Origin of the sequence: Paraburkholderia sp. GAS32 (genome assembly GCF_050434225.1) — a bacterium.
GTDB lineage: Bacteria > Pseudomonadota > Gammaproteobacteria > Burkholderiales > Burkholderiaceae > Paraburkholderia > Paraburkholderia madseniana.
The window spans coordinates 64,519-79,093 of sequence record NZ_JBNPVS010000021.1 but is presented as its reverse complement, the minus strand read 5'-3'; the positions used below and the strand labels follow the sequence as shown (position 1 = coordinate 79,093).

The 14,575-nt window shown below is 58.6% G+C and carries 13 protein-coding genes; 11 read left to right on the top strand and 2 right to left on the bottom strand.

Annotation, left to right across the window (positions count from 1 at the left end):
- Positions 1-484 precede the first annotated feature (484 nt).
- The 6 genes from P3T25_RS24205 to P3T25_RS24180 all read left to right on the top strand — a co-directional run bounded on the left by P3T25_RS24205 (position 485) and on the right by P3T25_RS24180 (position 7,780).
- Positions 485-835 (top strand): DUF4148 domain-containing protein, encoded by a 351-nt coding sequence (locus tag P3T25_RS24205; RefSeq protein ID WP_171927381.1) that lies wholly within the window; start codon positions 485-487, stop codon positions 833-835.
- Positions 836-1,457: 622 nt separating this feature from the next.
- Positions 1,458-3,221 carry a S53 family peptidase gene (locus P3T25_RS24200; RefSeq protein ID WP_429359108.1) on the top strand — a complete coding sequence of 588 codons (1,764 nt, stop codon included), beginning with the start codon at positions 1,458-1,460 and terminating at the stop codon, positions 3,219-3,221.
- A gap of 392 nt (positions 3,222-3,613) precedes the next feature.
- Positions 3,614-5,959, top strand: a complete 2,346-nt coding sequence (locus P3T25_RS24195; RefSeq protein WP_429359107.1) for a TonB-dependent receptor — start codon at positions 3,614-3,616, stop codon at positions 5,957-5,959.
- Between the two features lie 27 nt (positions 5,960-5,986).
- Positions 5,987-6,640: a MotA/TolQ/ExbB proton channel family protein gene (locus P3T25_RS24190; protein ID WP_171927384.1), complete on the top strand. Its 654-nt coding sequence runs from the start codon at positions 5,987-5,989 to the stop codon at positions 6,638-6,640.
- Positions 6,637-7,035: an ExbD/TolR family protein gene (locus P3T25_RS24185; RefSeq protein WP_054039016.1), complete on the top strand. Its 399-nt coding sequence runs from the start codon at positions 6,637-6,639 to the stop codon at positions 7,033-7,035. Before P3T25_RS24190 ends, P3T25_RS24185 begins: the two co-directional genes overlap by 4 nt.
- 394 nt (positions 7,036-7,429) lie before the next feature.
- Positions 7,430-7,780 carry an energy transducer TonB gene (locus P3T25_RS24180; RefSeq protein WP_325099793.1) on the top strand — a complete coding sequence of 117 codons (351 nt, stop codon included), beginning with the start codon at positions 7,430-7,432 and terminating at the stop codon, positions 7,778-7,780.
- Positions 7,781-7,842: 62 nt separating this feature from the next.
- On the opposite strand, the gene P3T25_RS24175 is transcribed toward P3T25_RS24180, so the two are convergent.
- Positions 7,843-8,796, bottom strand: coding sequence for a LysR substrate-binding domain-containing protein (locus tag P3T25_RS24175; protein ID WP_266239693.1), 954 nt, complete (start codon positions 8,794-8,796; stop codon positions 7,843-7,845).
- A gap of 165 nt (positions 8,797-8,961) precedes the next feature.
- Between P3T25_RS24175 and P3T25_RS24170 the strand changes: the two genes are divergently transcribed.
- From P3T25_RS24170 to P3T25_RS24150, 5 genes are all read left to right on the top strand, one after another.
- Entirely contained in the window at positions 8,962-10,188 is a 1,227-nt protein-coding gene (locus tag P3T25_RS24170) for a M20 aminoacylase family protein (RefSeq protein ID WP_154558505.1), read from the top strand.
- The gene (locus tag P3T25_RS24165) at positions 10,185-10,973 is read left to right on the top strand and encodes an ABC transporter substrate-binding protein (RefSeq protein ID WP_168435562.1); all 789 of its coding nucleotides are present in this window, start codon (positions 10,185-10,187) and stop codon (positions 10,971-10,973) included. Before P3T25_RS24170 ends, P3T25_RS24165 begins: the two co-directional genes overlap by 4 nt.
- A 32-nt stretch (positions 10,974-11,005) precedes the next feature.
- Positions 11,006-11,695, top strand: a complete 690-nt coding sequence (locus P3T25_RS24160) for an ABC transporter permease (RefSeq protein ID WP_154558506.1) — start codon at positions 11,006-11,008, stop codon at positions 11,693-11,695.
- Entirely contained in the window at positions 11,692-12,405 is a 714-nt protein-coding gene (locus P3T25_RS24155) for an ABC transporter permease (RefSeq protein WP_154558507.1), read from the top strand. The genes P3T25_RS24160 and P3T25_RS24155 overlap by 4 nt, the downstream gene beginning before the upstream one ends.
- Before the next feature lie 92 nt (positions 12,406-12,497).
- Positions 12,498-13,685, top strand: coding sequence for a porin (locus tag P3T25_RS24150; RefSeq protein WP_429359106.1), 1,188 nt, complete (start codon positions 12,498-12,500; stop codon positions 13,683-13,685).
- 37 nt (positions 13,686-13,722) lie between these two features.
- Here the strand turns inward: P3T25_RS24150 and P3T25_RS24145 are convergent, their stop codons facing one another.
- A complete protein-coding gene (locus P3T25_RS24145) occupies positions 13,723-14,574 on the bottom strand; it encodes a carbohydrate ABC transporter permease (RefSeq protein ID WP_054039020.1) in 852 nt (283 codons plus the stop codon).
- Position 14,575: the final 1 nt, after the last annotated feature.

The following is a 14,575-nucleotide window of genomic DNA, read 5'->3' as shown; positions in this document are numbered from 1 at the left end:
GATGTGTTGCGCTCGTGGCGGCGCCCCTGCTGCGCCGGGCGTGACATGGCATTCCGCGTGATCGGCTCGATCAAGCGGTTGGCCGCTCCGGGCGAAATGGGGATGGCGCACAAATCGGTCAGGGAAGCCTTGTCACGCGAAACTGTTTCGGTCGGCGGTGACGGAGAAATGCAGGGGGCTTGCAATGACGGTGCTCGCGTAGGAGGGGGAAGTCGGTACGGTGGCGTACAAGGTTTTGTCGGAGCCTTCAGGCAAATGTAAGTTTTGTACCATTCCCCCGGGGCTGCAGAAAAAATTTGGAATAAGCAGCCAAGCGGTGTGTTTGCCCTTACGTGGACGGCAGCAAACAGACGGTCTACGAGCGAAAGCAGAAACGCTTCCGCGCAGCTTCGGCAGCACGTGGACCACATAGGTGGACAAGTAAAGACGTAGTTCTCAATCACATAGATCGTTAGATTCAATCAACCTCAATTAGGCATCCAAAATGAAACTCAATCTTGCAATGACCCTTTCGATGATCCTCCTTGCATCGGCCGGCGCAGTCACTCAGGCATCGGCGCAGGAAAAGACCCGCGCGGAAGTGCGCCAGGAACTGGTTCAGGCAGAAGCTAACGGCTCGCGCCTCGTGACCGACACGTCATACCCCGAGATCAACCCGATCTTCGCGCAGCAGGCCGCGCGCCTGAAGATGAACACGAGTGGCGAGGGTCCGGCGATGTCTGGTTCGACGGCGGCTGGCCAACGCTCGTCCAACACGCCCGCTCGTTCAGCAGGCGCGGCGATGCCGGCGTGTGTCGGCCCCGTAAGCTTCTGCACGCCGTACTTCGGCAGCTGACCGTTGACCGTGCACTTTTGGAAGTGGTTCGGGCTTCAACGAATGGCTGGCTGGCTGTCGAATGCCTATGCCGGGGGCGAGCGGACGGTGGCGTTATAAGGCGTCCGTCCGCTCTAACAACTCGGTCACAGGTCGCATTATTTTTTGATTCCCCCTTTGACGATACAGCCCAATTAATTCCAATCGAACAGACATGCCTTTTAATTGCAAATTCTTCAAATCCTGGCACATCACTATCGAATTAGCATAAAGAAATGATTTTGTAATTAATGACGAAGCAGTGGCGTCATTAAATCAATTAGAGTCCCGCCTCCATTGCAACGCGCCATGCACTTAGGTGTTGTCGAACAATCAACGACTACATAACTTACTGATAAAAATAATATTTTCAAGTAAACACCCTCGTTCATTCGTGACTTCTTCTCCCTCTCAACTATCTATTCTGATAGGTACCGATAATCTGTAATGAACGGTAATTTGGCGGCGCTCATCGATTTAACTGAGTGCCCCTATTAACCATTCAGAACAGCGCTTCCAGACGAAATTCCTATTTATTTGACTCGACCGGAAACAGCCACCGGAAGATTCGGCGTCTCGTTGCGCTGTTATCTCAGGAGGCCACATGAAGTCGTCAACCGCAAAACAGACGGTCCTATGTCTAAACCGTTGCGCGGTCGTTGCTTTGCCTCTCGCTATTGCTTCGTTCGCCGCATTCGGCGCATCACCTGCGTCCACGCTGTGGGCGCCCACCGACACGAAGGCGTTTGTCACGCCCTCCCAGGTCGAGGCGCGCAGTGCCACGCCTTTGCTCGAACTCGCCGCCGGCGAGACCGCACATATCGTGGTCAGTCTCAAGCTTCGCGATGAGGCACAACTGAAGCAACTCGCGCAGGCAGTCAACCAGCCGGGCAACGCGCAGTTCGGCAAATTCCTCAAGCATCAGCAATTTCTCTCTCAGTACGCGCCGACCGAAGCGCAAGTGCAGGCCGTCGTCACGCATTTGCGAAAGAACGGCTTCGTCAATATTCACGTCGCGCCGAACCGCCTGCTGATTTCCGCCGATGGCAGCGCCGGCGCCGTCAAAGCGGCCTTCAACACCCCGCTGGTTCGCTACCAACTGAACGGCAAGGCCGGCTACGCGAACACGGCGCCGGCACAAGTGCCGCAGGATCTCGGCGAAATAGTCGGTTCGGTGCTCGGCTTGCAGAACGTCGCGCGTGCCCATTCGATGCTGAAGGTCGGCGAGCGTTCCGCCGCGAAGACGCTGGCCACCGGTACGGCCAAGGGCCACAATCCGACCGAGTTCCCAACGATCTACGACGCCAGCAGCGCACCCACCGCGGCGAACACGACAGTCGGCATCATCACGATCGGCGGCGTCTCGCAGACGCTCCAGGATCTCCAGCAGTTCACCAGCGCGAATGGCCTGGCGGCCGTCAACACGCAGACGATCCAGACCGGGTCGTCGAATGGCGACTACAGCGACGATCAGGAAGGCCAGGGTGAATGGGACCTCGACAGCCAGTCGATTGTCGGTTCCGCAGGCGGCGCGGTGCAGCAACTGCTGTTCTATATGGCCGATCAAAGCGCGTCCGGCAACACCGGCCTCACGCAAGCGTTCAATCAGGCAGTGTCCGATAACGTCGCGAAGGTGATCAACGTATCGCTCGGCTGGTGCGAAGTCGATGCCAACGCGGACGGCACGCTGCAGGCCGAAGACCGCATCTTCGCGACAGCGGCGGCACAGGGGCAGACCTTCTCGGTCTCGTCCGGGGATGAGGGCGTGTACGAGTGCAACAACCGCGGCTACCCTGACGGCAGCACCTATTCGGTATCGTGGCCGGCCTCGTCGCCTAACGTGATCGCCGTCGGCGGCACGACGCTTTACACGACTTCGGCAGGCGCCTACTCGAGCGAAACTGTCTGGAACGAAGGGCTCGACAGCAACGGCAAGCTCTGGGCGACCGGCGGCGGCTACAGCGTGTACGAGGCGAAGCCGTCGTGGCAGTCGGTGGTGAGCGGCACGCCGGGCCGGCGTCTGCTGCCCGACATCTCCTTCGACGCTGCGCAGAGCACGGGCGCACTGATTTACAACTACGGTCAGTTGCAGCAGATCGGCGGGACGAGCCTCGCTTCGCCGATTTTCGTCGGGCTGTGGGCGCGTTTGCAGACTGCGAATTCGAATAGTCTGGGCTTCCCCGCAGCCAGCTTTTACAGCGCCATTAGCTCGACGCCTTCGCTGGTGCACGACGTGAGATCGGGTAACAACGGCTACGGCGGCTATGGCTACAAGGCGGCCACCGGTTGGGACTATCCGACCGGCTGGGGAAGCCTCGATATCGCGAAACTGTCTGCTTATATCAAGAGCAACGGCTTTGGGCACTGAGTCTGCAGGCCAATTGATGTGAACGCCTGAACGCTCGCCGATGACTTCGTGACACGCGGGTCATCGGCGGCGACGGGCAAACCATTTGTCGAAATCGCCGCGCGCGAGCATCCCTCCCCTCGCGCCGAACGATTGCGGCGGTCCGAATCCGGGCCGCCGCTCACGCGTAAAACGCCCCTCCTCGATTTCCCCAATCGCTCGCCGTGCCCTCCCTCGGGTTGTCATTTTTGTTTTGCAATGTAATGATATAACATTCCTCACCACGGATGACGGCAAGGTGCCCGCTTGATCGGAACCAGTCAGCGCACGCCTCGTCATCCGTATCGCACGCAGGAAGAACGTCAACAAGACAGAAAACACATCCACCCAGCGCCCACCCTGAATAAATCAAGATGAAAAACCGCACGCGTGTCTCCCATGCAGCCCTGCTGCTGTTCGCTATCGCCGCTCATGCCCACGCCGCGTCCGACGAAGGTTCGGTGACGGGCGCCGTCACCGACGCAGCGGGCAAGCCCGTCCGGAACGCCACCGTGAGCGTTCAGAACGCAAGCGGCGCCGCAGTCAATGAGGCAAAGACGGATGCAGACGGCCGTTTCGCGATCGGCCATGTGACACCGGGGACTTATGCGATCGTCGTTACGGCACCGGGATTTGCGAGCGGCAGCAGCATGGCGACCACGACTGCGGGTACAGAAAGCGCAGTAAGCGTCAAACTCGCTCAAAGCGACACACTCGACGTTCAGGTAAATGCAAAGCGTCTCGATCGGGCCCGCAACGGATTGTTGCCAGAAACCGGCAGCAGCGTGTACCGCTTCAGCCAGGCCGATATCAATGCGCTGCCCGCAGGGCAAGACACGCCGCTGAACCAGGTGTTGCTACAAGCGCCCGGCGTGGCGAGCGACTCGTACGGGCAACTGCACGTGCGCGGTGATCATGCGAACCTGCAATACCGCATCAACGGCATCATCATTCCCGAGCCGATCAGCGGTTTCGGCCAGGCACTCGACACCCGCATCATCGACCAGGTGAACCTGCTCACCGGCGCGTTACCGGCCCAATACGGCTACCGCACGGCAGGCGTGGTGGACATCCGCACGAAGACGGGCGATGCCGGCAACGGTGGGTCCATCGACGTGTTCGGCGGCAGCCATCAGACGATCAAGACCAGCGCGGATGTATTCGGCAATCAGGGGCCGTTCAGCTACTATTTCAGCGGCTCGCTCGGCATGAACAACCTCGGGATCGAGAATCCCACTGCCAGTGCCAACGCGATTCACGATCACACCCGTCAGGGCGATGCGTTCGGCTACATGTCGTACATCATCAACCCGCTCACCCGCGTGAGCGTGATGTTCGGCACGACAAGCAACCAGTTCGAGATTCCCAACACCCCCGGCTTGCCGACCAACTTCACACTCAACGGCAGCAACACGTTCGATTCGAGCCAACTGAACGAAACGCAATCGGAGTTGAACAACTTCGCCGTGGTGGCCCTCCAGGGCACCAATGGAGGCGCACTCGACTATCAGGTTGCCTTGTTTACCCGCTACACGCGGACGCAATTCAATCCCGATCCGGTCGGCGATCTGCTCTTTAACGGCGTGGCGTCGCAAGATTTTCACAGCAACTCGGCCAATGGCGCACAGGTGGACACGACCTGGCGGCTGAACGACAGGCATACGGTCCGGGCGGGCCTCTTCTTTCAGCAAGAACACGCCGTGTTCAACGACAGCGTCAACGTATTCGCGACGGACAGCAACGGCAACCAGCTTTCCGATCAGCCCTTCAATATTCAGGACTCCAGCAGCAAGACCGGTTATCTGTACAGCGCCTACGTACAGGACGAGTGGAAAATCACGGACAAGCTCACGCTGAACTATGGTCTGCGCTACGACAAGATGGACGAATATGTCAGCGCAAGCCAGCTTAGCCCCCGCATCGGACTTGTCTATACGCTGACGCCGGCCACGACCCTCCATGCCGGTTACGCGCGCTATTTCACGCCGCCTGCGTTCGAGCTGGTGTCCGGCTCGACCATCAGCCGTTTCAATGGCACGACCAACCAGAGTCCATCGAACCAGAACGATCAGGTGCAACCGGAACGCAGCCATTATTTCGATCTCGGTGTGACCCAGCGTCTTGGATCGAACGTGACGGTCGGGCTCGACGCTTACTACAAGAAGTCGGCGAACCTGCTCGATGAAGGACAGTTCGGCTCCGCGCTCATCTTCACGCCGTTCAACTACAGGGAGGGGCGCGTGTATGGGGTCGAGTTCACGGCCAACTACAAACAGGACAACGTATCCGCGTACATGAATCTCGCGTGGAGCCGCGCGCAAGGCACGCAGATCGATTCAGCGCAGTTCAATTTCGACCCGGCAGAACTCGCCTATATCAACAATCACTGGGTCTATCTGGATCACGACCAACGCATCACTGCATCGTTCGGTGGGACCTACGATCTCGGCAGAACGACTTTCACATTCGACGGACTCGTAGGAAGCGGTTTGCGCAGCGGCTTTGCGAACACGGATCGGCTGCCGCTCTATGCGCAAGTCAATCTTGGGGTGATACAGCACTTCAATCAGCCTCTCATCGGCAAATTCGATGCACGCCTCGTCGTGATCAACGCGTTCAACCGCGTCTATGAGTTGCGCGACGGGTCAGGTATCGGCGTCGGCGCACCGCAGTACGGTCCGCATTTCGCCGTCTATGCCGGCGTCACCAAGCATTTCTGATTCTGTTCAGCTACGAAGAGGTAAAGCATGCAAGATTGGACAAGCGTTCTAGCGGCAGTGCGCATAGGCGGATGGGTCATCTATCCGCTGACGATACTCGCCATTCTGGCAGCCGCCATTGCCCTCGACCGGGCCTATGTGTTTCTGCGTTTCGGCCGGTTGTCGGGCACGCTGCGTGGCACACACGACATTGCGGCGGACGGCTCGGCCCTCGATTGGCCCGGCAGATTGAAGGATGTCTCCAGTCAGAACGCATTCAGACGCATGAGCGCGCCGTGGGCGCCCGATCCTTCTGTACCGCTGTGGCTACGCGAGGCCAAGGCGCAATCGGTTGCCGCGCAAATCGAACGCGACATGAGCAAAGGTTTCTGGGTGTTGGAGACCATCGTGACGGCGGCGCCTTTGCTGGGTCTGTTGGGCACCATCGTCGGCATGATGCATTCGTTCCAGTTGTTCGGCGGCGATGGCCTCGTCGATCCGGGTGGCGTGACCGGCGGCGTGGCCCAGTCTCTGGTGGCAACCGCGATTGGCCTCGTCGTCGCCTTGTTCGCGCTTTTTGCGTTCAACTATTTTTCCCGCCGGCTCGAACGACTCATGGATGAACTCGAGTCGTTCGCGAATGCGCGGCTCAGCGAAATCCGTCTTGCCGTTGCCGATACGTCCGCGGGAGCACAGCCGTGAAGTTCAAGCGCTCGCGCGCGGCGAAGCGCGGTCGCATCGAAATCATTCCGATGATCGATGTGATGTTCTTTCTTCTGGCGACCTTCATGCTCGCATCGCTCGCGATGCAGCGGCTCGACGCGCTCAAGGTCAACCTCCCTGCCGGCAGCGCGCAAAAGATGGCGGCCCATGAACCCCTGACTATTTCAGTGGACAGCAGCAATGAGGTATTCGTGAATCATCAGTCCGTCCATCTCGATCAGGTCGAGCCGGCGGTAAAACGCCTGCTGCAAGCGGACGGCAATGTTGTGATCGCCGCTGACGACGCGGCAGGCCACGGCGTGGTCGTTCAGGCGATGCTGGCCGCGCGCCGCGCGGGTGCTGAGCGGTTTTTGATCGCCGTGCGTCGTGAGTAGCAGGATGCGCCTTGCGGACACTGTGGACGATTCTCCGCGGATACGGATTGCGCTAGCGGTGCTGGTCGCGCTGGTCGTATGGATCGGGTTCCTGTTTCAGTTGGGGCAATGGTTGGGTACAACCCCGTCTGTGCATGCGCCTGATAAGCCACTCGAGATGCGGGTGGTGGAACTCGATCCTCCGAATGTTCCGGTTGCGAATCCTTCTGCGGCTCCGGCTACTCATGCTATGCCCGCTCCGATCGCACCGGCGAAGCCAAGACAAGCTGCAGATCCGCACTCTCACGTGTCAGCACAAGCACGCACGACGACGCCTGCGCCATCGAAGCCGGACGTGCGCTCGGTGCACAGCGTTGCGCCGGCTCAGTCGACGCCCGCGGCGGAAGAGCCGAAAGTGGCGAACGAACCGCCAGCGCGTGCTGCGGGCCCTTCTGCCGAGGAAAAAGCAAACGCCACGCCATCGGCCACATCGTCCGCCGAAGCAACCGCGCACGCCATTGCTCAACCGTTGCCGGAACTCCCCGACGATTTACGTGACCAGGCATATCAAACCGTCGCCACGGCTCGCTTCGCCATTCACGTTGACGGCTCAGTCGATGTCGAACTCGTCAAGCCGACCGCCAACCCGCGCCTCAATCAGATCCTGCTCGAAACGCTCCGTAGATGGCGGTTCTTTCCGGCGATGCAGGCTGGACATCCAGTCGAAAGCCGGCAGGATATCCGTGTGCATTTCAACGTAAATTAGGGCGCTGAAAGTTGTTCGCCAAGGCTGGTAATGATCGCATCACGAGTGCAGTTCCTTGATGCTCAAACGAGCAGGGTCAACGTCTCAAACAACACAAGGTCTTCTTTCTTCGCCGACCGTGCGTGCTTGCGGATCACTTGCAGGAGACAGTCGATAAAGCAACGAGCCGCGCCGCCGAGCGTGCTATTGCGGCGCGTGACAATGCTCAGTTGTCGCGTATCGAATTGTTCTTTCAGCGCTAGAGCCATCAGTTGGCCTTGAAACAATGGCGTTGTCTGAAGAACGGTTGGACACCACGTGCACATATCGGCACGTTCAACCAGCATCTGAAGTGTTCCTAACGAATGAGCCCGCACAATGCGGTTCGCTTCGATCTGCGCACCGTGGCGCGTGAACAGGTAGTCGATTAGCGCGTCCTGGCCGTCAGGCGCGAAATTCAGTGCCCAGTCCTGATCGAGTAAATCGTGAATCGAACGGCAGTGCTGACGCGGATGTCCTCGGCGAACCATCACGGCCGTCTCGTAATTCAACACCGGTTCGCAGGAAAACTCCTGGCTGGCATTAGACGGATGCAACTGCCCGATTACGAAGTCCATATCGCCGGCGCGCAGAAGCGGTTGCGCAACAGCCATCAGGCTTTCGAACAGTTCCAGCTGAATATCGGGCATTCGCTTGCGAAACAGCAATACCGTCTCGGCCAGAAACGTCAACGTGATCCACGGCGTCACGCCAACACTCAGCCGTCCCTCCGCCCGGCCGCGCAATCTTGCCAGGTCGTTCTGCGCGTGCTCCAACTGATTAAGGACCAGTCGCGCGTGCGTCAGCAGCGCCTTGCCATATTCGGTAAAGCTGATTCCTTCAGGCGCGCGTATCAGCAGCGGCAATTGCTCAGTGGCTTCGAGTTCGCGCAGCGAACGCGTGACAGCGGCCTGAGAAATCCCCAACGACCGCGCCGCCGCCCTGATGCTGCCCGCTTCGGCACTGGCGACTAACGCCTGCAATTGATGAATCTTCACGAAACCACCCCGACAACAAATGGTTGTCAGCATAACAAAACTGCGGCTTCACCCCCGAAATTTAGCTAAATAGCATTCCGACCAGTGCAGACAGTTGCAACGCCCGAAGCCCGAACAGCTAGGCTGTGACAGCCGGGGCTGCCCGCTCTTCAAAGGACTTCATCGATGGTTCAAGACTTCGTTTTGCCCGGCATCGCAGCCATTCAAGAGGAAATGATCGGCTTGCGTCACCGTATTCATGCCAATCCGGAACTCGGTCTGCAGGAGGTCGCAACCAGCGAGCTGGTCGCCGAATGCCTAAGCAAGTGGGGCTATCAGGTCACGCGTGCCGTAGGTAAAACCGGCGTAGTGGGCACGTTAAAGATCGGACACGGGCCGTCCCTCGGACTGCGCGCCGATATGGACGCACTTCCGATCAGCGAGACGACGGGCTTGCCCTATGCCAGCCGGAACGACGGCGTCATGCACGCATGTGGCCACGATGGGCATACAGCCACGTTGTTGGCTGCAGCAAAGTACCTCGCCGAAACACGCGCCTTCTCAGGCACGCTCAACCTGATTTTCCAGCCTGCAGAAGAAGGTCTCGGCGGCGCGCAAAAAATGATGGAAGACGGCCTCTTCGAACGCTTTCCGTGCGACGCCGTATTCGCGCTCCACAACGTCCCCGGCTATGCGGCAGGGCATCTGGGCTTCTTCAGCGGCGCATTCATGGCTTCTGCCGACACCGTCACCGTGCGCGTGGTGGGTCGTGGAGGACACGGCGCCGTGCCCGACAAGGCTATCGATCCGATCGTCGTATGCGCTTCGATCGTGACGGCGCTGCAAAGTATCGTGTCCCGTAACGTAAGCCCGCGCGATCTGGCCATCATCAGCGTCGGTTCGATTCATGCGGGCGTCGCGTCGAATGTGATCCCGTCATCGGCGCAGATGCTGCTGACCGTCCGGGCGCTTGCGCCGGACGTGCGCGACCTGCTCGAACGCCGGATTCACGAACTCGTGCACGGGCAGGCGGCAAGTTTCGGCGCGCATGCGGAAATCGACTACTTCCGTTGTCATCCAGTGCTGATCAATCACGCCAGGGAAACGGACTTCGCGCGCCAGGTGGCGGCGGACTGGTTCGGCACCCAGTCCATCATCGACGACCTCGAACCCTTCACAGCCAGCGAAGACTTCGCATGCATGCTTGAAAAATGCCCCGGCAGCTACCTCGTGATCGGCAATGGAGACGGCGAACGCAGTTGCGCGCTACATCACTCCGGCTATGACTTCAACGACGGCTGCCTGGCAGTGGGCGCCACCTATTGGGTCAAGCTGACCGAACGCTTTCTGGCAAAACCTGTTCGCATGGAACATAAGCAGTACAACAACGACGTTGAGGAGAAACACACGTGAAGAAGACACTTGCAGCGATCTCATTTGCTTTGATGGCGCTGTCAGGCAGCGCCAGTGCCGCCGATTGGTCCGGCAAGGAAATCAGGCTGGCGGTGGACCCAACCTACCCGCCACTGGAGTTCAAGACGCCGGACGGAAAGCTGACCGGCTTTGGCGTGGATATCGCAAATGCGCTCTGTGCCGAACTTCACGCCCGCTGCGTATGGGTCGAAACCAGCTTCGACGGAATGATCCCCGGATTGCTGGCGAGAAAGTTCGATGCGATCTCCTCTTCGATGACCATCACACCCAAGCGCATGCAGCAGATCGCGTTCACGAACAAGATCTCCAACGCGCCGGCACGACTGGTCGTCAAGCGCACCTCCGATCTACTGCCGACCGCCGCCTCGCTAAAGGGGAAGCGTGTCGGCGTCGAACAGGGTTCGAGCCAGGAGGATTACGCCAAAGCGGAGTGGCAACCGGCTGGCGTGCAGATCGTCGCCTACCAGAACCAGGATCAGGTTTACACGGACCTGATCTCGGGACGGCTCGATGCGGCATTTCAGGCATCGATCGAAGCGAACGACGGTTTTCTCAAGAAACCGGAGGGCAAGGACTATAAGTTTGCCGGCCCGGCGTTGGACGATCCAAAGTATTTCGGTCTAGGCGACGGTCTTGGCCTTCGCAAGGAGGACGTCGCGCTGCGTGACGCATTCAATCAGGCACTAGCTGCCGTGCTGGCAAACGGGACCTACGCACGAATCAACCGGAAGTACTTCGACTTCGATATCTACGGCGCAAAGTGAGCCGGTCTGAGCCAGCCACTACAGGAGACAAAATGATACTCGGAGGCTTCGGGCCGGCTCTCGTGGCCGGCACCTGCGAAACGATCAAGCTTGCGCTGCTGTCGCTACTTGTTTCGTTCGCGCTGGGACTCTGCGGTGCGGCGGCCAGGCTGTCCAGCCGCCGTTACGTCGTGCGGCTCGGTGTCGCATACACGACCTTGATCAGGGCGGTGCCGGATCTCGTGCTGATGCTGCTGCTTTTCTATAGCATCCAGATCGTGTTGAACCACATCACGGACGCGTTTGGTTTCAACCAGAGGGATATCGATCCGTTCTCGGCCGGTGTCGTCACAATCGGTTTCATCTACGGTGCGTATTTCACCGAGACATTCCGCGGCGCATTCATGGGCGTGCCGAGGGGACAACTGGAAGCGGGCATGGCGTTCGGCATGTCCAACTGGCAGGTGTTCACTCGGATCATGTTTCCGCAAATGATGCGACTTGCGTTGCCGGGTATCGGCAACAACTGGCAGGTTATCGTCAAGGCGACCGCACTGGTGTCGATCATCGGACTGTCAGATGTCGTCAAGGCCTCGCAGGATGCCGGCAAGTCGACACAGAACTTCTTTCTGTTCACGATCGTGGCCGGTGCAATCTATCTGGCAATAACAACGCTATCCAATGTGGTGTTGTGGCGGCTCGAAGTACGGTATTCCGCGGGTGTGAGGCGCGTGGCGACATGATCGATATTGTCCGGCAGTACTGGCAAAACTACCTGTACACCGATGGCTTTCAGTTCACCGGGCTCGCGGTCACGTTGTGGCTTCTGGTGGCATCGCTCGGACTGGGATTTATGTCGGCGTTGCCGCTCGCGGTGGCCCGCGCATCGCGCAACCGGTTCCTGTCGACACCGGTCTGGCTGTTCACCTACGTGTTTCGGGGAACACCACTCTACGTCCAGTTGCTGATCTGCTATACGGGACTGTACAGCTTGCATGTCGTGCATTCGCATGCGCTGCTCGACGCATTCTTTCGTGATGCGATGAACTGCACACTGCTGGCATTCGCGCTGAACGAGTGCGCCTACGCAACGGAAATCTTTGCGGGATCGATCAAGGCGACGGCCTATGGAGAAATCGAAGCAGCGATCGCAGTCGGCATGTCCAGATTTACCGTCTACCGGCGAATCATTCTGCCTTCGGCGCTGCGGCGCGCGTTACCCATGTACGGCAACGAAGCGATTCTGATGCTGCATTCCACCACACTCGCGTTCACCGCGACGATTCCAGACATTCTGAAAGTGACTCGTGATGTCAATTCGGCAACGTACGCGTCGTTCGAGGCATTTGGAATTGCAGCACTTTTGTACGCAATGATCGCTTTCGCCCTGGTCTGGATGTTTCGTCAACTGGAGCGACGCCTTTTGGCGTATCTGAAACCAAGAAGTGGTTGACGGCGCGTTGCCGCTCTATTTGCCATTCCGGCAAATCGTTGATTTGGCCAACGACAATCGAGTAGAAAAAAATATACGCTAAGGATGACGAATTGAACAAAACAATTATTTGTATTGCGATAACGTCGGCATTTGCAACGTCGGCATTCGCGCAGAGTAGTGTAACGCTGTATGGCGTCATCGATGAGGGGCTCGACTTCACGAATAACGTTGGCGCAAGCCACGTGTACGAAATGGCAAGCGGCTACGCACAAGGTAGTCGCTGGGGACTGAAAGGTGCCGAAGATCTGGGTGGCGGGTTCAAAACGCTTTTTCAGATCGAAAGCGGCTTCAACGTCAACAACGGCAAGCTCGCGCAAGGTGGCCTGGGGTTTGGACGCCAGGCATATGTCGGTATCGAGAGCGAACGGTACGGGGCAGTTACCCTTGGCCGCCAATACGATTCGGTGGTCGACTATCTTGCGCTGACGACAGCCAACGGCAATTGGGGAGGCTATCTGCTATCCCACCCGTTCGACAACGACAACACAGATAACACGTTCCGCGTGAACAACACGGTCAAGTATGCGAGCCCGGATGTTGCCGGCCTCCAGTTTGGCGGCACGTATAGTTTCAGCAACGGTACTGGCTTCGCCAACAACCGGCAATTGAGCGTTGGCGCGCAGTACACCTACGGCGGGCTGTTGATCGCCGCCGCTTATTTGAATGCAGACAATCCTGGATCGACATCCGGTGGCGCGATTGCCGGTTCGAGTTCGACCGTCGCCGCAGACGCGAACTTTCAATCGGAGCGTTTGCGCGTCTTTGGCGCAGGGATCAACTACACATTGGGCCCGGCGACGCTTGGTTTCGTCTATACCAACACAAACATCAGCAATCCAGCCACGAATGTCGCCTACCTCAGCACACAGGAAAGCATCGAACCGACTAGCGGGGCACTGGCAGGCGGCACGTTGACCAGCTTGAAGTATCAGAATTTCGAACTGAACGGAAAATATCAGTTCACGCCGGCGTTCTCCGTGGGAGCACAATACGTCTACACGCTGGAGAACTACGATGCAACGACAGGTAGTGTGCGACCGAAGATTCATACAGTCGGCTTGATGGCGGACTACAACCTGTCAAAGCGCACCGATATCTACCTCCAGGGCGCGTTTCAGAAGATCACCGGCGACGCGACCGGATCGGCGCTGGATCAGGCATACGTGCCCGGTGCACAGGACCTGTCGTCGTCATCGAGTCAGATTGTTGTCCGCGCGGCGATCCGGCATACGTTCTAACCCGGATCCTGATGGGCGCGTTTTTTCTAACGCGCCCTCACCCCTTCGTCGCCCCAAACGTCAACCCCGCGACGAAATGCTTCTGCATCGCGAAGAACATCGCGACCGAAGGCAACGCGGCAAGAATCGACCCCGCCGAAACCAGATTCCAGGCCGTCGTCCACTGCCCTTTCAACGCCGCGACGCCTACGGTAATCGGCGCCGCGTCGTCACCTTGTGTCAGACATAGCGCCCAGAAGTAGTCATTCCACACGAACGTGAACACGAGAATCGCCAATGCCGCCAGCGCGGGACGGATCAACGGCAATACGATCTTGAAGAACACGGTCCACTCATTGGCGCCCTCGATCCGCGCCGCCTCGACCAGCTCAAACGGCAACTGCTTGATGAAGTTCCGCAGAAACAGCGCGCAAAATCCAGTCTGAAACGACACATGGAACAGAATCAGCGCACTCACCGTATTGAACAAACCGAGTTGCAACGACAGATCCCGCACCGGGATCATCAACACCTGCACCGGCACGAAATTGCCCGCGACAAACGTCGCAAACAACGTCGAATTTCCGCGAAACCTATAAATAGCCAGCGCGAATCCCGCCATCGCCGCAAGCGCAATCGAGCCCACCACAGCGGGCACCGTAATCAGCACGCTGTTCCAGAAGTAATGCAGCATCGGCGAGGTCGTCAACGCCTCGCGATAGTTATCGAACATCGCGAAGTGCTTCGGCCAGCCCCAATAGTTGCCCTCGCTCAGTTCTTCCGTCGAACGCACCGAGGTCACGAGCACCGCGATCATCGGCAGCAGCCAGATCAGCAGCGCGAGCGGCAACGTCAGTTTGTACGCGCGGCGCGTCACCGGCTTCCATTTGTCGATTGGGATCGGAAACATG